At 62.4% G+C, this 25,026-nt stretch carries 22 protein-coding genes and 1 pseudogene; 11 read left to right on the forward strand and 12 right to left on the reverse strand.

The genetic code is table 11. From position 1 onward, the window contains the following. The first annotated feature begins 4 nt into the window (after nucleotides 1-4). The 6 genes from ACIPK7_RS06695 to ACIPK7_RS06720 all read left to right on the forward strand — a co-directional run bounded on the left by ACIPK7_RS06695 (nucleotide 5) and on the right by ACIPK7_RS06720 (nucleotide 4,840). Entirely contained in the window at nucleotides 5-1,330 is a 1,326-nt protein-coding gene (locus tag ACIPK7_RS06695; protein WP_401086670.1) for an LLM class flavin-dependent oxidoreductase, read from the forward strand. Between the two features lie 380 nt (nucleotides 1,331-1,710). Further along, nucleotides 1,711-2,349 (forward strand): NAD(P)H-dependent oxidoreductase, encoded by a 639-nt coding sequence (locus tag ACIPK7_RS06700; protein ID WP_401086672.1) that lies wholly within the window; start codon nucleotides 1,711-1,713, stop codon nucleotides 2,347-2,349. Further along, nucleotides 2,330-2,941, forward strand: coding sequence for a TetR/AcrR family transcriptional regulator (locus tag ACIPK7_RS06705; RefSeq protein ID WP_401086675.1), 612 nt, complete (start codon nucleotides 2,330-2,332; stop codon nucleotides 2,939-2,941). The genes ACIPK7_RS06700 and ACIPK7_RS06705 overlap by 20 nt, the downstream gene beginning before the upstream one ends. Nucleotides 2,942-3,055: 114 nt before the next feature. Next, nucleotides 3,056-3,358 (forward strand): ArsR/SmtB family transcription factor, encoded by a 303-nt coding sequence (locus ACIPK7_RS06710; RefSeq protein ID WP_401086678.1) that lies wholly within the window; start codon nucleotides 3,056-3,058, stop codon nucleotides 3,356-3,358. A 165-nt stretch (nucleotides 3,359-3,523) separates the two neighbouring features. Further along, complete coding sequence (locus tag ACIPK7_RS06715; protein WP_401086681.1) at nucleotides 3,524-4,486, forward strand: zinc-dependent alcohol dehydrogenase family protein; 963 nt, start codon at nucleotides 3,524-3,526, stop codon at nucleotides 4,484-4,486. A gap of 33 nt (nucleotides 4,487-4,519) precedes the next feature. Beyond that, nucleotides 4,520-4,840 carry an antibiotic biosynthesis monooxygenase family protein gene (locus tag ACIPK7_RS06720; protein WP_401086683.1) on the forward strand — a complete coding sequence of 107 codons (321 nt, stop codon included), beginning with the start codon at nucleotides 4,520-4,522 and terminating at the stop codon, nucleotides 4,838-4,840. 78 nt (nucleotides 4,841-4,918) lie between these two features. On the opposite strand, the gene ACIPK7_RS06725 is transcribed toward ACIPK7_RS06720, so the two are convergent. From ACIPK7_RS06725 to ACIPK7_RS06775, 11 genes and pseudogenes are all read right to left on the reverse strand, one after another. Next, a complete protein-coding gene (locus tag ACIPK7_RS06725) occupies nucleotides 4,919-5,866 on the reverse strand; it encodes a GNAT family N-acetyltransferase (protein WP_401086686.1) in 948 nt (315 codons plus the stop codon). 149 nt (nucleotides 5,867-6,015) lie between these two features. Further along, entirely contained in the window at nucleotides 6,016-7,977 is a 1,962-nt protein-coding gene (locus tag ACIPK7_RS06730) for a heavy metal translocating P-type ATPase (protein ID WP_401086689.1), read from the reverse strand. A 55-nt stretch (nucleotides 7,978-8,032) separates the two neighbouring features. Continuing rightward, nucleotides 8,033-9,073: a protease modulator HflK gene (hflK, locus tag ACIPK7_RS06735; protein ID WP_401086692.1), complete on the reverse strand. Its 1,041-nt coding sequence runs from the start codon at nucleotides 9,071-9,073 to the stop codon at nucleotides 8,033-8,035. Beyond that, the gene (gene hflC, locus ACIPK7_RS06740; protein ID WP_401086695.1) at nucleotides 9,060-10,097 is read right to left on the reverse strand and encodes a protease modulator HflC; all 1,038 of its coding nucleotides are present in this window, start codon (nucleotides 10,095-10,097) and stop codon (nucleotides 9,060-9,062) included. The genes hflK (ACIPK7_RS06735) and hflC overlap by 14 nt, the downstream gene beginning before the upstream one ends. Next, nucleotides 10,094-12,070 carry a protease modulator HflK gene (hflK, locus tag ACIPK7_RS06745; RefSeq protein WP_401086698.1) on the reverse strand — a complete coding sequence of 659 codons (1,977 nt, stop codon included), beginning with the start codon at nucleotides 12,068-12,070 and terminating at the stop codon, nucleotides 10,094-10,096. The genes hflC and hflK (ACIPK7_RS06745) overlap by 4 nt, the downstream gene beginning before the upstream one ends. A 316-nt stretch (nucleotides 12,071-12,386) precedes the next feature. After that, nucleotides 12,387-13,203, reverse strand: a pseudogene (locus tag ACIPK7_RS06750) (alpha/beta fold hydrolase). A 335-nt stretch (nucleotides 13,204-13,538) separates the two neighbouring features. Then, nucleotides 13,539-14,228: a type 1 glutamine amidotransferase domain-containing protein gene (locus tag ACIPK7_RS06755; RefSeq protein ID WP_401086700.1), complete on the reverse strand. Its 690-nt coding sequence runs from the start codon at nucleotides 14,226-14,228 to the stop codon at nucleotides 13,539-13,541. Between the two features lie 13 nt (nucleotides 14,229-14,241). Next, entirely contained in the window at nucleotides 14,242-15,180 is a 939-nt protein-coding gene (locus tag ACIPK7_RS06760; protein ID WP_401086703.1) for an NAD-dependent epimerase/dehydratase family protein, read from the reverse strand. A gap of 34 nt (nucleotides 15,181-15,214) precedes the next feature. Further along, nucleotides 15,215-16,219: an acetoacetate decarboxylase (ADC) gene (locus tag ACIPK7_RS06765; protein WP_401086705.1), complete on the reverse strand. Its 1,005-nt coding sequence runs from the start codon at nucleotides 16,217-16,219 to the stop codon at nucleotides 15,215-15,217. Between the two features lie 280 nt (nucleotides 16,220-16,499). Further along, nucleotides 16,500-17,096, reverse strand: a complete 597-nt coding sequence (locus tag ACIPK7_RS06770) for a DJ-1/PfpI family protein (RefSeq protein ID WP_401086708.1) — start codon at nucleotides 17,094-17,096, stop codon at nucleotides 16,500-16,502. A 144-nt stretch (nucleotides 17,097-17,240) separates the two neighbouring features. Then, entirely contained in the window at nucleotides 17,241-18,035 is a 795-nt protein-coding gene (locus ACIPK7_RS06775; RefSeq protein ID WP_401086711.1) for an SDR family NAD(P)-dependent oxidoreductase, read from the reverse strand. A gap of 107 nt (nucleotides 18,036-18,142) precedes the next feature. Here ACIPK7_RS06775 and ACIPK7_RS06780 point away from each other — a divergent pair, with 107 nt between their 5' ends. Then, a complete protein-coding gene (locus ACIPK7_RS06780; protein WP_401086714.1) occupies nucleotides 18,143-19,102 on the forward strand; it encodes a GlxA family transcriptional regulator in 960 nt (319 codons plus the stop codon). 167 nt (nucleotides 19,103-19,269) lie between these two features. Then, complete coding sequence (locus ACIPK7_RS06785) at nucleotides 19,270-19,680, forward strand: GNAT family N-acetyltransferase (protein WP_401086716.1); 411 nt, start codon at nucleotides 19,270-19,272, stop codon at nucleotides 19,678-19,680. A gap of 574 nt (nucleotides 19,681-20,254) precedes the next feature. Here the strand turns inward: ACIPK7_RS06785 and ACIPK7_RS06790 are convergent. Further along, nucleotides 20,255-20,857 carry a TetR/AcrR family transcriptional regulator gene (locus ACIPK7_RS06790; protein WP_401086719.1) on the reverse strand — a complete coding sequence of 201 codons (603 nt, stop codon included), beginning with the start codon at nucleotides 20,855-20,857 and terminating at the stop codon, nucleotides 20,255-20,257. Between the two features lie 145 nt (nucleotides 20,858-21,002). Here ACIPK7_RS06790 and ACIPK7_RS06795 point away from each other — a divergent pair, with 145 nt between their 5' ends. The 3 genes from ACIPK7_RS06795 (at nucleotide 21,003) to ACIPK7_RS06805 (ending at nucleotide 24,831) form a co-directional block, all read left to right on the forward strand. Next, nucleotides 21,003-22,250 (forward strand): serine hydrolase domain-containing protein, encoded by a 1,248-nt coding sequence (locus ACIPK7_RS06795; protein ID WP_401086721.1) that lies wholly within the window; start codon nucleotides 21,003-21,005, stop codon nucleotides 22,248-22,250. A gap of 110 nt (nucleotides 22,251-22,360) precedes the next feature. Then, the gene (locus tag ACIPK7_RS06800) at nucleotides 22,361-23,698 is read left to right on the forward strand and encodes a hypothetical protein (protein WP_401086724.1); all 1,338 of its coding nucleotides are present in this window, start codon (nucleotides 22,361-22,363) and stop codon (nucleotides 23,696-23,698) included. 32 nt (nucleotides 23,699-23,730) lie between these two features. Beyond that, nucleotides 23,731-24,831 carry a polyamine ABC transporter substrate-binding protein gene (locus ACIPK7_RS06805; RefSeq protein WP_401086727.1) on the forward strand — a complete coding sequence of 367 codons (1,101 nt, stop codon included), beginning with the start codon at nucleotides 23,731-23,733 and terminating at the stop codon, nucleotides 24,829-24,831. Nucleotides 24,832-25,026: the final 195 nt, after the last annotated feature.

Raw genomic sequence — 25,026 nt, forward strand, 5'->3', positions numbered from 1 at the left:
GTACATGAGCCAAGCACAGATCAGCCTCGGCGCATTTCTCATGGGCAGCGGCCATCACCTGGCCGCCTGGCGTCATCCGCAAGCGCCCGCCAGCGCTCTCGACCTCGCCCACTTCCGGCGCCTGGCGCAGACCGCCGAACGCGGTCTGTTCGACGCCATATTCTTCGCTGACAACCTCGCCCTGCTGGGCAGCAACCAGCTGGCGGCCCACACCACCCACGGCGAAGTCCTCGACCCGCTGATGCTGCTGGCCACCCTGGCCGCGTCCACCGAGCGCATCGGCCTGATCTCCACTGTGTCCACCAGCTATAACGATCCCTATCTCCTGGCGCGGCGCTTCGCCTCTCTCGACCACCTTTCCGACGGTCGCGCGGGCTGGAACCTGGTGACCTCCGCCACCGATCAGGAAGCGCAGAACTTCGGTCTCGAGCAGCACCTCGAGCATGCCGACCGTTATGCACGCGCCGAGGAATTCATCGATGTCGCGCGGGGCCTGTGGGACAGCTTTGCGGATGACGCCTTCGTGCGTGACAAGGCCAGCGGACGCTACTTCGACCCCGACAAACTGCGCACCCTCGAGCATCGCGGAGAGCACTTCCGAGTGCGCGGTCCACTGAACCAGCCGCGATCACCGCAGGGCCATCCGGTGCTGGTGCAGGCTGGCTCCTCCGAGCCAGGCAAGACGCTGGCGGCGCGTACCGCGGAGGTCGTATTCACCGCGCAACAGACGCTGGAAGGTGCACGGGAATTCTATGTCGATCTTAAAGATCGCCTCGGCGCGCAGGGCCGGGAGCCTGGTGACCTGAAGATCATGCCGGGGATATCCCCGGTGCTTGGGCGCACCCAGAGCGAGGCGGAAGACCTCTATACCGAGCTACAGGACCTGATCGAGCCGCAACTCGGCCTCGCCCTGCTTTCGGGGATGGCCGGCGGGATCGACCTTTCCCGTTTCCCCCTGGACGGCCCCCTACCGGAGCTTCCGCCGAGCAATGCAATGAAAAGCCGCCAGGCACTGTTCATCGAACTGGCGAGGCGCGAGAACCTGACGTTGCGTCAGCTATATCTGCGCGTCGCCGGCGCACGCGGACACTGCACCGTAGTCGGCAGCCCCAAGCAAGTCGCTGACCACCTGGAGGCCTGGTTCAGCGCCGGCGCCGCCGATGGCTTCAACATCATGCCGCCACTCCTGCCCAGTGGCCTGGACAGCTTCGTCGAACTGGTAGTGCCGGAGTTGCAGAAACGCGGGCTGTTTCGTCGCGAGTACCGCGGCAAAACCCTGCGCGAGCACCTCGGACTACGCCGTCCCGCTGCACGGCCGTCCAAGGCATAGCGGCGAGCCGCACCACCCGGCACGATCAGCGCCGGGTGGGCGGATCGCCCGGCCACACCTCGATCAGAGGCGCTTCCGCGCTAGTTTCAACAGCGTAGCCCACATGGCTGTCGAGCACGCCCTCGAGCCTCAGCAGTGCCGCCTCGGCGCGCCATCAGCAAGGGCAACTTTGACCCTGCCCGCTCTCGCTGCTGGGGCGAATAGCCAACGACCGAGGCAGTTTCCTCTCAGGCGTGGGTACGATTCAAGGAAGATGCGGTCGCTGTACGCTGCCACGTGCAACTCGACAAGTTACCAATGGTAGGTTACTTTTAGTAGGTAGCAATTACTTCTAACCTGCGGCCTTGCGGGCCGTTCGCCAAGTAACCGGAGCCTCCACCATGCACAGCCTGATTGTCGTCACCCATCCCAATCCACATTCCCTGACTCACGCCATCGCCCAACAGGTCGCTCTGGGCATAAGCGCGTCCAACTCGCAGCACACCACTGAAATTGCTGACCTGGTTGCCGAAGGTTTCGATCCGCGCTTCAACCAGGAGGATCAGGCGCTGTTCACCGGGCAGGGAGCAGTGCCTGCCGATGTAGCTGTCGAGCAGCAACGCCTGGATCGCGCCGATGCCCTGGTGATCGTCTACCCGATCTACTGGTGGTCATTCCCTGCCTTGCTCAAAGGCTGGATCGATCGTGTGTTTTCGATAGGCTGGGCCTACGAGGACAACGGCAACGGCAAGGTCGTGAAGAAGCTGCAGCGTCTGAATGTCCATCTGGTGGCTGTGGGTGGAGCAGATGCAGGCACCTTCACTCGCCACGGCTACGCGCCTGCCATGAAGATCCAGATCGACCACGGCATTTTCGATTACTGCGGGGCCCGCGTGCACAGCTCCACGTTTCTCCTGGCCTCGGATGAAGGCTATCCGGCCGCTCACCTGGAGACGGCGTTCGGGATAGGAGCCAAGGTGTCGCTTCCCAGTGCTGAGGCAGAGTGGGACAATCTAGTGCATGACCTCATCAACTCCTGAGCCTTCGCGCCGCCGTCTGACCCGAGAGGCCCGTACACGCCAATTGCTGGAAGCGTCCTGGGCACTGATCAGCGACGAGGGTACGGACGCCCTCACGCTGGGTCGCCTGGCCGATGTCGCCGGCGTCACCAAGCCCGTGGTCTACGATCATTTCGGAACGCGCAATGGCTTGCTCGCTGCCTTGTACGAAGACTATGACGTCCGACAAACCGTCCTTTTCGATGCAGCCATCGAAGGCGCCAGGCCGACCCTGGCCGACAAGGCGCGTACCTTCGCCGCAGCGTATGTCGACTGCGTGCTGACTCAGGGCCGTGAGATCCAGGGCGTCCTGGCCGCACTGAGCGGCTCGCCGGAGCTGGCGGCGGTCAAGCGCGAATACCAAAAGGCGTTCATCGAAAAGTGCGCTGAGGTATTTGCGCCATTTACCGACGCTCCAGGTGTATCGAGCGCCAGCCTCTGGGCGATGCTTGGCGCCGCCGACGCCCTGTCGGATGCTGCCGTGCGGGGAGACATCACGGAGGAGCATGCCAAGGAAGAGCTCCGGCAGGCCGTCCTCGGGATGGTCAAACGCAGCAAGCGCCGTTCGGGCTGAGCTGCGAGTCGCCACTCTTTCCTGCTACTGCCCTCCCCCAACGATGAAGCTTCCTCCACGAACGCTGCCTGTCGCGCGCATTGACATATCGATAAATACCGATATCATCGCCCCATGGAATTACTCGACGTCTTCAAGGCACTCTCCAACCGCACCCGTCTTCAGATCCTCAAGGGTCTGAAGGATCCTGCGAACAGTTTCCCTCCGCAGGATGAGGGTGACGTACTCACCGTGGGCGTCTGCGTGAGCAGCATTCAGGAAGGCGTCGGCCTGTCGCAGTCAACGGTGTCCGATTATCTCGCCACCCTTCAGCGCGCCGGGCTGGTCGACGTCACGCGCATCGGCCAGTGGACCTATTACAAGCGCAACGAAGCAGCCATCAGGGCTCTTGCCGAAGCCATCGGTACGGACCTGTAATTTTTCCACCCATTTTCCGCCTGCTTTCACATCATTACATCGCTAATTCGCGATATCCCTTTTAGTCGAACAGGAGATCCGTGATGACCTGGGATACGGGGTAAAAATCCCCTCACTATATCGGTAATTCGCGATATTCATTTTTCTGAGAATAGAGGCTCTGCAATGAAAGCGATGATGCTCAAGTCCTTCGGTGGCCCGAACTCGTTCGAGCTTTGCGACGCCCCCAAGCCCGTGCCGGGCGCGGGACAGGTCCTGGTCCGGGTACATGCCACCTGCATCAACCCCTTGGATTATCAGGTCCGACGCGGTGACTATGCCGACCTTGTGCCCCTTCCGGCGATTACCGGACACGACGTGTCCGGTGTTGTCGCGGAGGTCGGGCCGGGAGTGACGGCCTTCACTCCCGGCGACGAGGTCTGGTACACCCCACAGATATTCGACGGTCCGGGAAGCTATGCCGAATACCACGTTGCTGATCAGAGCATCGTCGGCAGGAAACCCGCCTCCCTGAGCCATCTAGAGGCGGCAAGTCTGAGTCTTGTGGGCGGAACGGCGTGGGAAGCATTGACCGTCAGAGCGGCGCTCAAAGTCGGCGAAAGCATTCTGATTCACGGCGGAGCGGGAGGCGTAGGACATGTGGCCATTCAACTGGCGGAAGCCATTGGCGCCAGGGTCTTCACCACCGTGCGCGAGGATAACGTCGAGTTTGCGCGCAGCATGGGCGCCGACGTAATCATCGACTACGAGAAGCAAGACTACGTCGAAGTCATCCAGCAAGAAACCCAGGGGCACGGCGTCGATGTGGTGTTCGACACCATCGGCGGGAACACGTTGTCCCGCAGTCCCGACGCCCTCGCCCAACTCGGCCGGGTCGTCACCATCGTTGACATTGCTCAGCCGCAGAACCTCATCCAGGCATGGGGCAAGAACGCCAGTTACCACTTCGTCTTCACCCGGCAGAATCGCGGCAAGCTCGATGAATTAAGCGCGCTGGTAGCACGTGGGCAACTGCGACCGCACGTGGGCGCCGTCTATTCGCTGGCCGATATCGCGCAGGCGCATGCCCTGCTGGAAAGTCCTAACAACGGCCTCAGGGGAAAGATCGCGATTGCAGTCGCACCTTAGTCCACCTCATTGAACTGACTTCAGAGGGTTCCCATGATTTACGAAATCGCTCTACTGCCCGTCCACCAGGAACACATCGAACGCTTCCGGCAGGCCTTTGCCGAGGTCGCTCCCCTGCTCTGCCGCGCAAAGGGCTATGGCGGGCACCTGCTCGCGCAGGGGATTGAAACGCCGATGCACTTCACCTTGATCGTGCGTTGGCAATCACTCGAGGACCACACGCCCGGCTTCGAAGCGAGTGACGACCATCGACAGTTCATGGAAGGCCTGCAGGAATACTTCGCGGAAGAGCCGCAGGTTCATCACATCGAGGGAGCAGGCTTTACCCTGGGTGCTCCTGTTTTCCAGGACTGATCCGGGGGCTCGTTGCACCTGGCCGGTTGCCGCCTTTTCATGGGGTTGCAATCGGCCCGGTGCGAACCGTCCCACCGCTCAGAGCTTGAGCGTGAACTGCTGCTCCAGGACAGCGGCGCCCCATTGGTTTCCAGGTTCTTCATGGGTCAGCTCAAAGCCAAACGATTCATAGAGCCGACGCGCGGCATCGAGTCCCTTGAAAGTCCAGAGCTGAACGGCGGAGAAGCCTTGCTCATTGCAGAAGGCCATTGCCTCATCGAGCAGGCGGCGCCCCACGCCATTACCCCGGCACTGCTCATCCAGGATGAACCAGCGAAGGTGCGCCTCGTTACTGCCCAAGTCTTCACCGTCAATGACGACTGACCCGACAATTCGATGGCCATGCTCTGCCACCCACACCTCATTACGCGGATTGCCCAATCGCCCGGCGAATTCTGCGATGCCGGTTGCCACCTGGCTTTCAAAGAATTGTCCGAAACCGGAGTGCCGCGCGTAAAAGCTTGCGTGCATTTCCACCACGCGCCCAATCAACCCGGGACGGTATCCCGAACGGACATGGATGACAGAACCTACCTGCTCTTGCGCGCCAGAACGGTAAGCAGTAAGGGCTTTTGCGTAGGCGTCCAACCCCTGCGCGATGGTCAGCTGCTGCTGAGTATTCAAGGGGGTCAGCGCTGTTGTCACCTGCATCTGGCCATAGGCATGGATTGCTTCGACCGAGCGCGTGCCCTGCTCTGTCAGGCTGAGCTGTTTGGTCCGCGCGTCGTCATCGCCTGCACTCTCCGCCACCTCGCCGGCCTGTATGAGTTTCGCCACCATGCGGCTGACGCTGGACTTTTCCAGCCCGAGAATCTGGACAAGCTGAGCTGCCGTGAGCGCACCGCGCGAACCCAGTTCCAGCAGGGCGTGCACAGCGGAAGGCGAGTAGTCGGTGCCTGCCAGAGTCGTGCGCATGAACCCCAGCTCGCGAACCATCGTGCGCGATGCGCAACGGATCTGCTCCACTATTGACGGATCAATCGGCATCGGCAGCGCTCCCCAAATGGTTGCATCATACAACTATACAGAGTAGCGATCGTACAGAGAGACTCGACCAGCTGCCTCCCGATTGGGGCGATACACAAACAAGAGCCTTCGTCCGGCGGGACGGTCGCCCCCGCCGAAGCGACAAGGCGCTACGCTGGTTGCACCGCCAGCGTAGCGCGGTTTTCCACGAGCCTCTCGTCATAGCGCAACAGGTGCCCGGCGTTGGTCAGTACCAGCAAGGTGCTGAGGTTGTGCAGGAGGGCTGCGATCATCGCCCCCGCCGCACCCAGCAGGCCAAAAGCCGCCGCGACGACGATAGCCAGGGTCCAGCCCAAGCCGATCAGCACGTTGACCTGCAGCGTACGGCGACACTGGCGACTGAGGCGGACACAGGTACCCAGGCGTCGCAGATCGCCGTTGATCAGCACGATATCCGCCGCTGCCAGAGCGATATCGGCACCGCCTGCGCCCATCGCGACTCCCACGACTCCGGCCTTGAGCGCCAGCGAATCGTTGATGCCATCGCCCACCACCAGCGGACGAAAACCCGCCTGAAGTTCCTGATTAACCTGGCGCATCTTGTCCTCGGGCAGCGCCTCGGCCACCACGCGAGTAATGCCGACCTGCGCGGCAATGGCCTCGGCCACGCGGCTGCGATCGCCGGTCAGCAGCAACTGACGCCGCAGGCCAAGCTCACGCAATTGCTGCATGGCCTCGGCGGACTCCGCGCGCACGTTGTCGGCCAGCAGCAGCCAGGCGAGGAATTGCCCGTTCAAGGCCAGACCGGCAATGGGGCCATCGTGTTCGGGGACTGCCGGAACCTCCAGGCCCAGTTGGCGGAACAGCTCCGGGCGCCCCAGCGCCGCCTCTCCCGCAGCCGTGTGCGCCACGACACCGAAACCCTGGCGCTCGTGAATATCCACCAGCGCCAGATGCTGTTCGTGCGCTACCAGCGCGGCTAGCGCCCGGCTGACCGGGTGGCTGCTGGCAGCGCCCAGGCTGGCGGCAAGCTTCAGAATCTCTGTGCGAGGCGTCTCCTGCGCAGTGTCGATCACGCTGTGCAGGCGCAGGTCGCCGTAGGTCAGCGTGCCGGTCTTGTCGATCACCAGTGACGACAGGTCGGCCAGCTCCTCGAGGAAGGCGGAGCCGCGGATAAGAATGCCGTGCCGGGCCGCCACGGCGATGCCCGCCACCGCCGTCGCCGGTGCCGACAGCACCAGGGCACACGGGCAGGCAGCCACCAGCACAGCCAGCATGGCCTGGGCGTCGCTGGTAATGAACCAGGTCACGGCGGCTATCAGCAGCACCAGAATCAGGTAACGCCCGGCATGTCGTTCGAGCAGCCGAGTGATCGGCGGCTTGGCTTGCTCGGCCCGCTGCATCAGCGCGATGACCTTGCCCAGGGTGGAATCATCGCCGACACGGGTGATCTCTACCCGCAACAGGCCATCCAGGTTGATCGAGCCGCCATGGATATCCATGCCGGGGGAAACCTCCAGCGGCACCGCCTCCCCAGTGATGGGAGCAGTGTCGAGGCTAGCCTGACCTTCGAGCACGCGGCCGTCGGCCGGCACGCGGTCACCGGCGCGGACCTCGACCTGATCCCCCGGCTTGAGGCTGGCGTTATCGACCTCGCGCACCTGGCCAGCTGCATCGATCAGGCGCGCCTGGCTGCGGGTCAGTTGCCCAAGCGCCGCGATTGCTTCCTGCGAGCCCAGCACGCTGCGCTCCTCGAGGATGTGGCCGAAGATCATGATGATCGGCAGCAGCGCTGCGGTGGCCAGGTCACCGGTCGCCCAGGCGCCGAGCATGGCCAGGCCGATGAGCTGGTCGGTGATGCCGTGCAGGCTGGGCCTGAGCAGGCTGTACCACGCCGAGCGCAAGACTGGGATGGCTACCAGCAGCGAGGCAATCCCCAGCAGCAGCTGGCTCACGCCCTCCTGGGCCGGCACCAGCCAGCGCCAGACGAGGCCCAGCGCCAGCAGCCCCAGCGCCAGCATGGCCAGGCTCAGCTGGCGTGCGGCGGTGCGGCGCTCGGCCTGCGACAGCAAGCCGGAAGTGAGGTGCGAATGTGCGTGGTGGTGATCGCAATGGCTGTGATGAGTACTCATCGCGAGCAGCTCCGAGAATGAATGTGGGGCGAAACAGGTCGGCGCATGGGAATGCTCATGGTTTGGGCCCCGGCAGGATCATCCGCCCGGCGTCGTCCTTGTCGACCGTGGTGACCGAGCCCGCGCGGGCAAGGATCGCCGGTACGCGCTCCCGGTAAAGGCGCAACAACAGCTGCGGACCTTGCTGCTGCGTCAGACCGACGATCGTGGCGGTCTCGGACTGGGCGCGGGACAGCCGTTCGCTTGCCTGCGCCTGCGCCACCTGCACCGTACGATCAGCCGCCTGGGTGGCTTGCTGCAATTGGCGTGCGGCATCGTTGCGAGCTTTCGCCACGGCCTGCTCGGCCTGCTGGCTGGCCGTGAGCACGGCGTTGAAGGCGCTGACAGCGGACAAGGGCAAGGAAGACTGCACATCGACCCGCATTACCTCGATGCCCAGGCTGACGCCGGCCGAGCTCAGGCGGGCCAGGCTGCGATTGATGCCATGCTGCAGGTCGCCGCGCAGCTGCTCGCGACGCGCGGCCAACTGGGCGTCCCCGCCAACCAGCTCGGGACGTGCGACCAGGATGGCATCCATGTCGCGCGAAGCGCAGATCTGCACCGCGCTGCGCTCCACCAGGCGGTCCAGGGCGGGTTCCACGTGCGCCCCCTGGCGCGCGAAGGCATAAGGATCGTTCACCGTGTAGAACACCCGCACGTCCAGCTGCACAGCCCCAGAATCGCCGGTCAGCAGATAGCCGGAGCCGGCCGTGGCATCGCTGGCCAGCGAGCCGTCACGATCGGACTTTTGCGCGAGTTCCGAGCGCAGCAGCAATTCGACCCGGCGCTCGGTGACCCGTCCCGCCGAGGGCAGCATGACCACCTGCTCGAACGGTCGCGGCCAGGCCAGTAGCAAGCCGGCATTCTGGATGCGCTGCTCCGCCCCCAGTCGCAGCACGACGGCGCGGCTTTCAGGGCCCACCTGGCGCACGTTGCCGAACAGCCAGCCCATCGCCGCCAGCAGCGTCACCCCGTAAAGCGCGAGGAAGCCGATACGACCGGACTGCAGCCAAGGGCTTGCGGGCTGCCGGCTGGACAACTCATCACTGCTGCTCACGGGCCGCTCCAGCGGGCAGCGCAGGCCCATCGACGAGTGCGCGGAACGGCGCTGCATCCGTGCGCAATACCAGGCGCGTACCGGGGTTGATCACCGAGCTCAGGGTGTCGAGCGAACGCAACAGGGTGTAGAGCTCGGGGGCGCCGGAATAGGCCTTGCCATAGACCTGCGCCGCTTCGACCTGCGACTGGGCCTGAATCTGCGCCGCCTTGACGTTCGCGTCGGCCTGCAGAATCCTCGCATCGCGCTCGGCAGCCGACTGGATTTCGGCAGCCTTGCGCTTGCCTTCGGCCGTGCGCTCGGTGGCAATGGTCTCGCGCTCGGCGCGCATGCGGTCGACGGTGGCGTCGAGGGTGACCTTGGGCAGGGTCAGGCGCTCGATTCCCACCTGCACCACACGTACCCCGTAGGTGTTGATCAGTTGGTGCTCGATCTGCTCCAGCAGGCGCTGTTCGAACGCATCGATGCGCACGCGGCTGGCATCGACGTTGACCAGGTCAGCCAGTTCGAATCCGCTGGCGGTGGTTTCCAGCGCCGAGCCCACCAGGGTGCGAATCTGCCGGGCGGCCTCGTCGGGCTGGTTCTGCACTGCCCGCATGAACAGCTGGATGCTCTGCGGGTCCGGCGCCACCTGCCAGGCGATATAGGCCTGGACGATGATACGCAGGCCGTCCCGCGTGCCCACATCCTGCAGCCCGCTGGAAGTCGTGCGCAGGCGCAGGTCGACCGGCACCGCGGTCTCGAACGGCACCGGCCAGCGCCAAGCCAGGCCTGGTTCGATCAGCACGCGCGAAGGATTGCCGAAGCGCGTGATCACCGTCGCCTCGCCAACGCGAACCTGGACGAAGCATGCCGTCGCCGCCATCACCAGAACCAGCAGCAGCGCCACACCAATGCGCAGCCCAGCCGGGCGGGCGCGGACCTTGGGGCCACCGTGGTCATGGTCGTAGTCGTGGTGATGATCGTGATCATGGTGGTGATGATCGTGGTAGTGGTCATGGCCGTGTGAGCTAGGGGAACTCAATTGTTGCGCTCCTGCGGGCGAGCCGCGGCGGGATTGGGCGGCGTAGGGTCGAAAGGCACGATATAGCTGCGCAGGTCCAGAGTCGGCGCCTGGCGCGCCGTCAAGCGGTGGTCGATGATCAGGCTGCTCGCGCCTGCGAGCCCCTGGGACAGGCGAGACAGGTACTGTTCGAGGATGAAGGCCTGGCCGGCGCGCTGCCAGGCCGTTCGCTCGGCGTCGAAGCGCAGCGCGGCGGTGCTGGCCGTGGTCGAGGTTTCATGGGCAGCAGCAGTCGCCTTGTCGGTCAGCGAGGTGGCGTTCAGGCGGGCCTGGTTGAGCTGCTGCGCGGCCTGTCCGCGATCGCGGGCGATCAGCGCCTGAGCCGTGATCTGCGCGGCCTGCACGGCATGGTAGGCGTTAGCAGCGCCTGCTGGCGGGTGGATCGCCTCCACCGAGGTCGCCAGCAGTTCCACGCCACTGTCCATTCGGTCCAGGTCTTCCTGCACCGCTCGGCCGATGTCGCGGCCGAGTGCTTCACGCTCGGCGCCCAGCAAACCATCCAGCGAACGACCGGCGAAGTCGTGGACCAGCACACGATTGGCCACGCTGCGCAGCAGCTGAGGGACGTCGGCGCTATGGTAGGTCGCCGCTAGCGCCGCCGCGTCGCTCAGGCCGATACGGTAGAGGAAGCGCACGTCCATGTTGACGATCTGGAAGCCCTGGCGGCCGCCTTCGGTGCCAGCGATAACCTGGGAATTCTCGCTCAGGTGGGTGGCGTCCCACAGGCGATTGGCCGTCAGCGGCGCCGCCCCTTCGGCCGCGGCCAGCGGCTCCACTGCGCCCTCCTCGCCCGAGGTCGCCAGCTCGTGGATGATACTGTTGTCCACGCTCAACACCTTGCCCAATGGCCAGGGCAGGCCAATGTGCAATCCCGGCTGATAGACCGCCACGGGTTTGCCGAAACGCTCGTACACGCCGCGATTGCTCATTGGCACCTCAACGATTCCCGTCAGCAGCCAGCCGACCAGTGCCACCAGCGCCGCCACCGGGAGAAACGCCCGGCGCATGAACGCGAAGGCCCACACCTGGCGCAGGTCGATGCCCAGGCGCTCATGCAATTCATTCTGCAACATCGCCAACGGTCGAGGTGGCCATTGCAGGAGTTCGCCAACCAGGCTGCGTGCAACCAGCACGGGCTCTTCCCGCGGGCGCGAGGGACGGAACATCGCCAGTACGGTGCGCAGCAGCAACTCCAGCGCGGCAACAGCGGGCAGTACCCCGATCAATACCGCCATCCGCGCCGGCCACAGACGCTCGCCGTCGACGCTTACCAGGCACGCAATGGTCAGAACCTGAACCGCAATGACCAATCGCAACATCGCCGCAATGGCGGCGGCCTCCGGCCAGGTCGTGGCGTTTTCTGCCATCAGGTGGCGCTCGACCACGACTAGGCAGAAAGCGAACACCGCCAGCACACCAACCGCAACCCAGGTTACCTGGCCTGCTGCCTGTGGTAACGGCAGGTCGAGGCGCCAGGAGCTCCTGACCATCAGCAGCGCGAGCCCTGCCAGACCGATGAGCCAGGGCGTCTCGGCGCCGAGACGCCGCAGTTGCCGCCCGAAGGCGCCGCCGAACTGCGCGAACCAGCGCTCGACAAGACTTAGCGCCTCGGGGGGATTGCTGGGGGCACTGCGCCAGAAGAACAGTGACGAAGGCTCCTGGCCCGCCGCAAGGGCGCGCCAGCTCGCCACCTGCCAGGCAGACTGCGCCGTCGCGGCCAGCAGGAGCAGCGCGGCGGCATTGACGGAAAGCAGGACGAGCCAATGGGAGTCGGGGCTGAACACGCCGACCAGTCCCTGGAGCACCGCAAACAGGATCACTATGGCCAGCGCCAGGTAGCTGATCAGCACCAGCCTGCGCGTATTAATCCTTGCGCGCTGGAAACGTGGCAATCCATCGAGGTCGGTGGCCTCGTCGTCTAGATCGACTTTCATGAAAACTCCAGGAAGTACAACCGTCACCCGGTATCGGCCGACGCAGGGAGGGACTGCTGCGAGGGAGGCCGGTAACGTTATAACAACAGATGTAAAAAATCTGTTTGCAATACCTGAGCCGGTGAAACGGCACGTCAACATCAGGATCGATACGCTTCAGTATCCAGTTCAACTGGCCTCGCCAGTCCTACAGATGGCGCCAGCGCGCAGCACGGCGGAGCAAGACCTGGACCACGCAGCGCCAGCATCCGGGTCGGTAGTTGCCGGCGGAAAAGCGCAACTGAAGGGAGCCAGGAAGACCTGGCTCCCTGGGAGGTTAGCCGCGATCTGTGTTGATCGTCTCGGCTTCGGTGGTCGGCATTCCATGGGGGAAACCAGGGTAGGTTCGGAGAACCCCGTTCTTGAGCAGCTTTGCCGACAGCGGCCCGGAGTCCTCGTAGGGCACGATCTGGTCGTCATCCCCATGCATCACCAGTACGGGAATCGTGATGCTCTTGAGGTCCTCGGTGAAGTCCGTCTGGGGAGAACGCAACGATGCCATCGTAGTGAGCCTGGGCGCACCCCATCATGCCCTGGCGCCACCAGTTCCAGATGATGCCTTCGGAGGATTTCGCTCCCGGACGGTTAAAGCCGTAGAACGGCCCGGCCGGCACGTCATGATAGAACTGAGCGCGATTGGCCTTGAGCTGGGCCTGAAGGTCGTCAAACACCTCCTTGGGCAGACCGCCAGGATTGCTCTGGGTCTTGACCATCAGGGGAGGAACCGCGCTGATGATCGCGGCCTTGGATACGCGGTCCTCGTCGTGGCGGGCAATGTAGTGGATGACCTCTCCGCCACCGGTGGAGTGGCCCACATGCACCGCCCCCTGGGTACCCGGATGATTGACTACCGCGGCCACGTCGTCAGCGTAGTGGTCCATGTCATGCCCGTCCCACACCTGGCTCGATCGCCCATGTCCGCGACGATCGTGAGCAACGACTCGGAAGCCATTCGCGACGAAGAACAGCATCTGGGCGTCCCAGTCGTCGGCACTGAGCGGCCAGCCGTGATGGAAGTGGATGACCGGGGCGCTCCGCGGGCCCCAATCCTTATAAAAGATCTCGACACCGTCTTTGGTCGAGACGTATCCCATGCTCGTCTCTCCGGATTATGTGTTGATCGATGCCGGCGCCTGCATACGTGCAGTTGCCGGGCGTGCTGTTTCATCCGTCGGCCGGAACGAGAAGCGAAAATCGCCCCAGACTGACTCTGCAGCGAGACCACTACGCCCCTGTACGGGCTGCTCCACAGCGTGCTGTCCGATGTATGAACGACCGCCATCCGCTGGAGCCTCCTTCGCGTCAATCACAGCGGCAATGTGACCTCCGAATTGCCCGTTCAATCACCACGCATCGCTGTTCGGTTACTCCGGGACTCAAGCCAAGCTGCACCTCCTCCATGTTTCCCGGGCCAGCACGTTGGCTGCGTTCAGGCGCTCAGCACTGAAATGACCCGTTTGGCAGTCACCTTGGCTGACTGAGGGTTCTGCCCAGTCACCAGGCGGCCATCCACCACAGCCTTGGGAGTAAAGGGAACCAGCGATTTTTCGAACCGGGCGCCACGTCGCCTCATCTCTTCCTCGGCGTCGTAAGGCACCTGCTTGGCAACTCCCGCCAGGATCTCTTCCATCCAGGTAAAGCCGGTCACGCGCCGACCTGCAACGAGCAACGAGCCGTCAGAGAGCCGAGTGTTCAAAAGGCCGCAGTAGCCATGGCACACAGAGGCAACTATTCCCCCGCTCTCATAGACCTCGCGGGTGAGTCGCTGCAGTCCCTCATCATCCGGAAAGTCGTACATCACGGCATGACCGCCCGTGAAGTAGATCGCATCGAAATCCTTGCCGTTTAGCTCCCCCGGCGAGACGGTGTTCGAGAGCAACGCCATGCTGGCGGGGTCAGCCAACCAGTGCTTGGCGGAGGCGTCGGCGTTCGGCCATTTGAGTGAGCGTGGCTCAAGCGGTGTTACTCCCCCCTTGGGGCTCACCAGCCGCTGCTCGTAGCCTTGGGCCGCGAACAGATCGTAGGCATGGGCCAGCTCCGACAGCCACAAGCCGGTTGGCTCATCGGGGTTATCGAAGTGACCCACGTTGGACACGACATGGAGAATGCGACGGGGCATGACGGCCTACCTTTCAAATGGCTTCGCGGCGGGGTTCGGCAAGCATGTGCCTGAGCCCCTGGCGATAGGTGGTCACTTCGAACTCCGGGAAACGCTGCTTGAATTTCGTCGAGTCGAACAGGTTGTCGCGCTCATAGCGCGGCAGCAGCTCCCGGAGCTCACGGACCTGCCGGGATACGATGCCCGCCGCCGTCAAAGCCCACTTGCCAAGCACTCGATACGAGGGCTCGCGCCCGCAGAGCTCGAATGCCAGCGCAACAAACTGCCTGTAGGTCAGGCGATCATCGTCGCAGGGCAGATGCCAGGTTTGTCCGAACGCGTCCGCTGCGTTGCCCAGGGCAGCCAGCGCACGGCTCGCATCGGGAGTCCAGATGAGCGTGCGCCTGGTGTCGTCCCGCACCGGCACACGCGGCGTCTGGCCAGACTTGATCTTGTCGATGATCAACCGGTTGGTGATGCTCTGCGTCTTGTCGGGACCATAGAACTCCGGTGCCCGGCCGATGACGACGGGAATCTCGCCGCGCGCCATCTCCTGCAAAACCATCGACGCCATCGCCGCGCGCCCCCTGCCCTTGCGGCCGACTGGCTCGAATACCGAAGCCTCGGTCAGCAAGCGATCATCCTGCGGGTACATGTAGGTGTTGTCGAAATAGACGAATTTGGCCTTTGCCGCCCGGGCCGCCTCCAGCGAGTTCCTGAGCATCGCTGGAAACTGCTCTTCCCACAGCCGCGTATCCGGCGGCAGCCCCGCAGTGAAGTAGACGGTGCTGCTGCCCTCCACCGCCCTGGCAGCCTGGGCTGCATCGAGCAGGTTGGCCGACACCAGGGAGTCGGAGTCATTGACCTTCCTGGGGCTACGGCTCACAAGGCGCAAGTCTGTCGTATAGGTGCGGCACAGCTCCCGCGCCAGTTCCACCGCAATCTGGCCGGTGGCGCCCAGAATGGTTTGCATGCGGTCTCCTCAATGGACCTTGGGTCTGCAGCTCTTATTCGCGTGGCAGCATGGTCTGCAGCGGCGCCGGCGCATACAGCGCACTCTGGAACTGCGGCACGTACTCATACTTCAACATCGAACCCAGTTTCAGCGACCTGATGTAGGTCGACAGGCTGCCATCGCTCAGGGTCAACCTGACGGCATCCGCACTGGTCGTGGAGGCGTGACGCTGCTGCCGTGAAACCGCATAGCCGTAGCTGAGCTCTGATTTGTGATCGAGGTTGGTGAAGCTGTTGGTCACCAATTCATCGTCCTGCGACAGATCGGCAAGCTTTGCAGTTTCCAGCGTCACGTCGGTCTTCCCGGTCTGGCTATCGCTGATGGTCACGACCACCGACTTGTCGGTTTCGCGATAGTCGATGGGGGTCAACCATTTGGGCAGGTTGTAGCCGACTACCCCTCGCACTCTGGCAAGCTCAGTGTTGACCGGCAGCTTCAGCACATATCCCCACAAGTCCTTGCTCATCGACTGGCTGACCAGGCTGAGGGGCCCCAGGTTGCGGCTACCGGGTTTGTTGGTAACGATAGACAAGGCGATTTCGTTGTAACTGTCGTTATCGCAGTAGTGATAGGCATAGGCAGTCAGGGCAACCACCCCTCGCCCCGGCCAGATCTGCAGTGGCTGCACCTGCTCCAATACCTTGGCGGGCATCAGCTCCCTCAGTCTGTCCAGATCAGCAGTGAAAACCGCCGTGACCCGACTGTTGCTGTAGTAGAAATTCGGGGAATAGGACTCAAAGCCCATGTCCACCTTGGTCTTCGTCAGGCTTTTGAACCAGCTCAGGTCGATTTCCGGAGCTTCCTGGGCAATCACCGAGAGCGGTGGATTGGAGTGGTACCGATCGTACAGCCCTCCTGCCACAACGGGGATCACTTGTCCGGCAATCGTCGTGGAGGCTTGGGCGGCAACTGGAGCGCTTGGCTCCGAAGCCCAGGAAGGCAGAACGAAAGCGCTAAGAAGAAAGCCGCAAGCGAGGGCAGGTAAAACAGGTTTCATATCGAAGGTATCCGCGTCTTGGGCTGCTCCGCGATGGGAGGCAGCATCTCCACCAACTCAGTTGGCGGTGTCTATGCGGAACCCTAAGGTTGAAGTTAGATTTAAGGTCAAGGAACTCTCGGGCTTATTCACGGCGCAATGAGGGAAGATAAGTGCGCTGAATGTCGCTTCGCTTGGCTTATGGGTGATAGGGGCGAAGCAACGCTGCCCTGAGGCGGACTTGATAACTCGGAAGTGCGCGTCCGCTTCGCAGTCAGTAGCAGATGGCTACACCATTCCCTTAGAGAAACGGCGAAATGTTGTCCAGTGCTCGGCTGACGCAGGCTTCCTTCTCGCCCACTGGGGCCACATAGAACATCACGTTCCTGGCGGTATCGACATCGGCCAGGCGGGCTATGAACCAGGTGGCCAGGTACTGGGACGACAGGCAGCCACCGGCGGTCGCAACGTTGCCCCTTGCAGTGAAAGGCTCGTTGATCACATCGATTCCCGCGTCCTCTACCCAGGGTTTGGTGACCAGATCCGTACAGGCTGGCACACCCTCGAGTAGCCCGAGCTTGGCCAGGATCAGCGTGCCCGAGCACTGAGCGCCCAGCAGTTGTCGCGCAGGGTCGAATCGCAGACGAGACATCAGTTCGGGAGTCGCAACCACGTTGCGTGTATTGATACCACTGCCCACGAGCACGGCATCCGCTTGGCAGGCGTCCTCCAGGGACGCCTGCGCCTCCACTATCAACCCATTCATCGAGCACACGTGTCGTCCAGGGCTTGCGATAGAAACCCGCCAATCCGGCCTTTTCACGCGCTTGAGCAGGTGGAAGGCAATCAGGGAATCCAGTTCGTTGAAGCCGTCGAAGGTCAAAATGGCGACATGCATGGTTCGTTCGCTCGGTGCCTTGAATGGATATGAAGTCGGAGGCCTATCAGTCTGGTGTCGACTGCCACCTGGGTATTCGCCAGCCATGGTGCGGCGATCCTTTCGCCGCACCATGGCCGAGCCGGCGGCCGGTAAACTCGCAGATCAGCCGTGGTAGCGTGCAGCCGGGTCACTTCGCGACAAGTTGGGCATCAGCCGCTGACGCGCTGCCTCATATTCGTTGAGATCAGCTATCTCCGGTAGCGCCGGAATGGTGATGAACTCGCCCTGGTCGAGCCCTGCCAACGCCGCATCCACCATATCGTCCGCTTTCATCACGATAGCCCCTGGCAAGTGCTCCAGCGGGGTGCCGGCGATGCCCCAGAAGTCAGTAGCGGTCGCCCCGGGCAGTACTACCTGCACCCTGACATTCTTGTCAGCAAGCTCATGACGCAGGGATTGGCTGAAGGCGAGAACGAACGCTTTGGAACCGCCGTACACGCCGTTCAGCACCTCCGGGGCGATGGCCACGATGGAGGCAATGTTGATCAGCGTACCGCGACCGCGAGCGACGAAACCTGGCACAGCCGCATAGGTCAGGCGCGTCAGCACATTCACATTGAGCGTCAGCAGATCTTCCAGCTTGTCCACGTTCGACTCGAGCAAGGGCCGCGTCGCGCCAATACCGGCGTTGTTCACTAGCAAGGAAATACTGGCATCGGATCCAAGCACCTCCTCGACCTTTGCAAGATCTGCCCTGTCGGCCAGGTCTGCGACGATGACTTCGACGGAGCGACCGGTTTCATCGCTCAGACGCTTGGCCAAGGCGTTCAGGCGACCACGATTACGAGCCACCAGGATCAGGTCGTGACCGCGACGGGCCAGGCGTTCTGCGTAGATGGCACCGATACCGGATGAAGCGCCGGTGATCAGTGCGGTACCGAGATCAGATTGAGTCATGGTGATTCTCCAGGGGGTGGGGAAGGAACTGGAGATCAGGATGCAGCGGCTTGGCGATATCTTAAATGACGTATAAGGTAGTGATTCAGGACATACGAGATACGATCATGCACCGCATCGGCTATCTGCTGACCGACGGCTTCCAGGTACTTTCCCTGGCCACGCAGACGGTCTTCGAGTTCGCTAACCTGGTCGCCGGGGAGCCTTTCTACAGCGTCGAGAACTACTCGCCAGCTGGCGGACTGGTACGTTCATCGCTGGGTCTAGCCTTGGAAACCCGCGCCTTGCAGGCGCCACGGCTGGCCGACACCTGGATAGTGGTCGGGGTGAACAACCCCGTCGAGAGCGAACCCTCCCCTGCCGTACTCGACTTTGTCCGCAAGGCCGGCAACCAGGCACGACGCACGGTCGGCATCTGCACCGGCGGCTTCGTACTTGCAGAGGCCGGGCTGCTCGCGGGACGCCGAGCCACCACCCATTGGGCCTATGCCCAGGCTTTGCAGACTCGTCATCCAGAGATTGCGGTCGAGGAGGATCGCATCTACATCGTCGACGGACCCTTCTGGACATCGGCGGGGATGACCGCCGGCCTCGATCTCGCCGTCGGCATGGTGGAAAAGGACCTGGGCTCAGACGTCGCTCGCTCTGTGGCGCGCAAGCTGGTCATGCACCAGCACCGTTCCGGTGGGCAATCGCAGCACTCCGAAATGCTCGATCTCGCGCCCAAGTCCGACCGTATCCAGAGCTCCCTGAACTACGCCCGCCAGCACCTGATGCGGCCACTCAGCGTCGAGGAGCTGGCCGAAGTTGCTCACCTGAGTCCCCGCCAATTCACCCGCGTGTTCACCGCCGAAACCGGGCAGTCTCCGGCCAAGGCCATCGAGGGGCTGAGACTGGAGGCCGCCCGACTGATGATCGAACAGAGTCGCCACTCTCTCGATGTGGTTGCCAGGGAGACGGGTTTCCGCGATCGCCGCCACCTGCGCGAAGCCTTCCTTCGCGGCTTCGGTGTTCCCCCGCAGGCGGTACGTCGAGACGCACATCAGGTTCTGGCGAGCCACAACTGAATCACCGATACGACCGAAGTAGCACGAGCTTGATCGGATGTCCGCGATGCCCGCTTTGGGTCGCTGGAAGCTGTTATGCGCTGGACGTCGAATAGACGGTTACACTGACCACTTCCAGCCCACGCCCCGGTACCACAATGACTTCACAATCACAGGTGCGGCTCGCCTTGAGCAGTGACCTCGATTCGCTGATTGATCTGGATGCAATCGCCCAGCAGGAACTGAGGCGCCGGGAGTTCATCGCGCAGGCGATCTCAGTCGGACAATGCTGGGTCGCAGTGGATGCACGCGATACCTCGGTGTTGCTGGGGTATGGCGTACTCAACGACTCGTTCTTCGAACAAGCCTTCATCCCGCTCATCGTGGAGAGGGATTCGGCGCGACGCCGAGGAGTCGGATCCGCAATTTTCCACGAGCTGGAGTCTCAGTGCGAGGCGGCGAAGTTATTCACGTCGACGAATGCCTCGAACGCGCCAATGCGCAAGCTACTCGGCAAGCTCGGTTTCAGTCCCAGTGGTCAGATCGAGAACCTGGATGAGGGCGACCCGGAGCTCGTGTTTGTGAAGCTCCGTTCCTGAGATCGCTACAGGAGTGCAGACGACCCGCGCGAGCTGATCCGTACTGATCATTCGTGGCGTCTTCAGGCCATTAGCAGGCATGGGGGCACGATATCGGTTCACTTCGAATGATGGACATCGGGACTCGCATTGACCTGCCGCATGACTGCCACACCCCGACGCCCACCATGAGCAGCCCTCTCGACTCGCCGAATCAAACAGGACGAAAAGTGATGATGGTCTATGACGTATTCGGAAGAACGCTAGGCGTCCAGAAGGTCGAAAATGAATGGCAGGTTTATTTTCTTGATCAAAGTGCAGGAAAGCGCTCAAGGGCTACGGATCTAGTCATCCCCAACTTCATAGGTGCGGATGAAATCTTGAGTTGGCTGGACGATGTTTATCACGAATCCGCAAGTGCTGAGAGGCCGTGCGTGGTGCGCCTGAGGTAAATAGACTCTGTGCCAGGTCAGTGATTTTCGTGGGAAATATGGGCTCTCGCCCATAGTGAGCAGCCTTAACTGGCCAAGCTACCTAACGCCAGCATGGGTCGGAAGCCGACTTCCTTGGGTTGCTGCAGATAGACCGTACACGTCTATTGTCTGATGCCCGTGAACAGCACTTCGACGAAACGCCGTACGCTTAGCTGATGGGTATGGAAATCCAAGGGTTCGACGCTTATCAGCTTGAGGAATTCCAGGGTGAGAAACTCGTTGAGCAACTGCGCCACATAGTCTGGGCAGAGATCGTGACGCACCTTGCCGGCCTCCTGGAGATGGCCAAGCAAAACACTGACCTCGGCATTGAGCACTTCGTTATTCAGCTTTAGCTGCTCCGGTGACGCTCCGCTGTAGTGCATCGCCAACAGCTCGCGCCAGACCGATACCGGCAGCGCTTCGAGCTCGTACTTCAGAACCAGACTCTCCAGGTGGCAGAGCACATCCACCGGATCCTCGAAGTCCAGCGCCAGTTGGACCATCTCCTTGACGACGCGCTCGTCGGTCGCCCGTAGCAAGTCGTTGAGGATCTCCTGCTTGCTTCCGAAGTAGTTGAACACCGTAGGCGGCGATACTCCGGCGCGCTCGGCGATCTGCTCAACGGTGGTGGTGCCGTACCCCTGGAGGCGGAACAGCTCAACCGCTGCCTGGCTGATCGCCTGGCGCCGCGCCACTTTCTGTCGTTCACGAAGTCCGCTCAAGGCGTTCCCTCACTGCTGAATCAGTCTCCGGGAGATTCTATAGGTTTTCTTCGAATAAAACTTTTAGTTGACTAAAAGTTTTTATGGTGAGAAAAGCTTGCCACGGCCAGCGCCTGTGGCCTCATCGTTCTCCCAGGAGTGATCCATGTCCCTCGATCTGCAAGCGGCCCTGGTGCAAGCCTATGCCGAACGCCTGAGCCTCCAGCCGAATCCGCCGCAGCCGCGGGAGCGTTCGTACGCTGCGCAACTGAGCGTCGGGGCCGCCGATGCCCTGCTGCCGCCCCACAACCGCTGGACCTTCCAGCACATGAGCCAACTCTGTCCGACCCTGGTGGTGGCCGCCGGCAATGCGCCGGTCAGTGGCCTCGGGCCGACGCAGGACGTGCTGCATGACTTCGCCTTCACCAGCCTGAGTGGTGAGCAGGTCAGCCTGCAGCAGCACCTGGACGCCACCTTTACCGACGGCTTCCTGGTGCTCAAGAAAGACCGCGTGCTTTGCGAACGCTATTTCAATCATCAGACCCCGGACACTCGCCACATCATGTTCTCGGTCACCAAGTCGCTCACCGGCGCCCTGGCCGAGCAACTGATCGAGCAGGGCCTGCTCGACCCGGACCGCCCCGCGCTTTCGTACGTGCCCGAATTTGTCGGCACCGCGTTCGAGACCGCGAGCGTGCGCCAGGTGATGGATATGGCCATCAGCATCGACTATGTCGAGCACTATGAAGACCCTAACTCACCAACATCGCGGCTCCACTACACGGTGGGCCTCACCCCGGTGCCGGCGGGGTTCGAGAAATCCGCCTCGATCCACGACTGGCTGCGCACCTTCGGACGCAAGGGCGAGCATGGCGGCTTCTTCCGCTATGTCACGGCAACCACCGAAGCCATGGGCTGGATCATGCAGCGCGCCAGCGGTCTGCCCTGCCACGTCCTGTTCGAGCGCTTGTGGCGGCAGTTGGGGTGCGAGCGCGATGGTTTCCTGCTGGCCGATCCGTCGGGCCAGGGCGTAGTCGGTTTCGGTTTCAACGCAACGCTGCGTGACATGGGCCGCTTTGGCCTGATGCTGCTCGGCCGGGGCCACTTCAACAGCCATCAGGTGCTGCCGGAGGCGGCGGTTGAGCGTCTGCTGAAGGGCAATGACCCGGCGGTGTATGCAACCAACAAGGAGTTCTCCGAGTGGAGTCCGCAGGCCTCCTACAAGAGCCAGTGGTATGTCTTCAACGACCACGCGCTGATGGCTGTCGGCATCCATGGCCAGTGGGTGTTCATCGACTACAAGGCCGAGGTGGTGATCATCAAGCAGTCCTCCGCGCCCGAAGCCGAGAACGTGATCGATACCGACACAGTGCACCTTCTCAAGACGCTCGCCCAATCCCTGAGCGAGACCTGAAATAACCCTGTCACCCAAGACGGACGCAGCCCATGCATGCGTCCTTGCGGGCCCCGCTTTGCCCGCGTAACTGCCCTGTTCCAACAAAAACGACATACAGGAGCTTTGACATGACCACCAGACGCTTCACGTCTGCGCCCCGCAGTGCACTTGCGTTAACGCTCATCGCTGGCAGCCCACTAGCCAGCGCGGGCGTAGCCTTCGAGAGCGGTGACTTCAAGGGCGAGTACTCGCTCAGTGCATCGGCCACCGCAATCAACAGCCACAACGCCAACTTCGGCCTGGGTCGCATCGACCTGCGCAGCGGCGAACTGAGCAACAAAGAGAACTACGACTGGCAGGAGTACTACCTCAAGCCAGGCGTAACCTTCGAGTATGCAGTAAGCCCGGACTTCGCCTTTCTAGGCGGCGGCTCGCTGGTCGCCGCCGGCACCACCGGCGATGGCGACCCGGGCGGATATACCCGCGGTGACGAACACAACACTTCGGTTGAGGAGGCCTACGCGGGCTTTCGCGCCGGTGACTGGCGCCTGACACTGGGCGACCAGAACTACATGGTCGGCAACGGCTTCCTGGTGATGGACGGCAACCTCGACCAGTACGGCGATGGCGCCTACTTCAGCGCGCCGCGCACTGCCTTTCGTGATGCGGGAGTACTGTCCTGGCAGCACGAGATGTTCTCGGCCCAAGCCTTCAGCCTGCGCACCGACGATCATTTAGGCGACCTGCGCATGACCGGTGCCAACTTTGACCTCAAGCTGCCCAACGCCACTCTGGGCGCCATGGGCTTCAGCGTCGACGCCAAGGACGACAAGCAGAATGCCTTCATCCCGCGCGACGGCATGGACGTCTATAACCTGCGCGTACTCAATGCCAGTCCTCCAGGCCTCGAATCCCTGCAGCTCAACGGCGAATACGCCATCGAACGCGGCGGCGGCAAGGGCATCGATTACGATGCCAGCGCCTGGTATGCCTCCGCGGACTACAGCTTCCAGGACCTGCCGCTGCAACCGACCATTGGCTACCGCTACGCCGACTTCTCCGGAGACAACGATCCCAACGACAACACCCGCAAGGACTGGGACCCGCTGAGCAAAGGCTATGTTGACTGGGGCACCTGGGTGATCGGCGACGTCGTCGGCAACTATTTGCTCTACAACAGCAACGAGAAAGCCCAAACCTGGCGAGGCAAAGTGCACTTCAACGAGCAGTGGTCCGCCGGTGCGCAGTATCACCAGTTCAAACTCAACTCCAACTACTACTTCGGCATCCCGGTGAGCGACCGTGACTTCGCTAACGAGACCGGGGTGTACGTCGAGTGGATGCCCACCGAGCACATCTATACATCGCTGGCCTACAACTGGGTCGACCCTCAGGCCGGCGCCAAGGAAGTGCTGGGCAACGACCGCTTCGACACTCTGGAATGGTTCTTCATCTACAAGCTGTGACCCAGGCCGCCCCCTCAACGTGAGCTGATCCGATGAAACTAGACAAGAAATGGTTCGCCGCCCTGCTCCTCTGCGCCAGCCTTCCATTCACCCCTGCGAGCGCTGCGCAACGTGAAGTGAATATCTACAACTGGGTCGACTACCTGCCGGCGCAGGTGATCAAGGACTTCGAAACCCAGACCGGCATCAAGGTCAATTACGATGTCTTCGACAGCCCGCACACGTTGGAGTCGAAGATGCTCACCGGCACATCCGGCTACGATCTGGTCTTCCCCAATACGGTGCAGATCGCCAAGTTCATCCAGGCCGGCGCCATCCAGAAACTGGACCGCCAGCAACTACCCAACTGGCCGCACCTGGATGCGGGCATCATGCATAACCTGGAACGGGTGGACCCGGGCAACCAGTACGCAGTGCCTTACCTGTGGGGCACCACCTTGATCGGCTACAACGCCGAAAAGGTGCGCAAGGCCCTGGGTGCAGCGGCCAAGCTGGACAGCTGGGACCTGCTGTTCAAGCCGGAGAACATCAGCAAGTTGCAATCATGCGGCGTCGCCTTCCTCGATGCGCCTGAGGAGTTGCTGCCGATCGCCCTACACTACCTGGGGCTCGACCCGAGCAGTCGCAACCCCAACGACTATCAAAAAGCCGAAGCGCTGCTGCTGAAAATCCGCCCCTTCATCCGCTACTTCAACTCGGCCAAGCTGGCCTCCGACTTGGCCAACGGCGACGTGTGCATCGTGGTCGGGTGGTCCGCCGCGGTACTGCAGGCCCAGGCAATGGCCACCAGCGCGAAGAATGGCAACGACATCCGCATGCTGCTACCCCGCGAAGGCACACTGATGTGGGCCGATACCATGGCTGTTCCCAAGGGCGCAAAACATCCCGAGGAGGCGCAGGCGTTCATCAATTACCTGCTGGACCCAAGGGTGATCGTCCAGGTATCGAACATCATCGGCTACCCGAATCCCAACCGTGACGCGCAGGACAACGTTGCCCAGGAGCTGCTGCAGAACCACGCAATGTTCATCCCGGCCGACCAGCGCGGCAACCTGTTTACCCTGTCGCCGGTGCCCATCAGCATCGAGCGCACCATGACCCGCAGCTGGACGAAGATAAAGTCCGGAACCTGACGCAGGCTCCAAAAATTCCCCGGCCACTTCCGCCCACATCTGGGCGGAAGCAGGTCTCTGGCTGGCAGCCCCTGAGGAAGCACCGGCAGGATGATTGCGCCTCCTCGCCTACCGTCCTTTAACGGGCTTCGACATCTCCAGTTCTGTCGCCGACCTCGATACGCCAGTACCCAGCGATATTTACAAGCTTCTTAC

The sequence above is a fragment of the Pseudomonas sp. NPDC086581 genome (assembly GCF_044746165.1).
Classification (GTDB): Bacteria; Pseudomonadota; Gammaproteobacteria; order Pseudomonadales; family Pseudomonadaceae; genus Pseudomonas.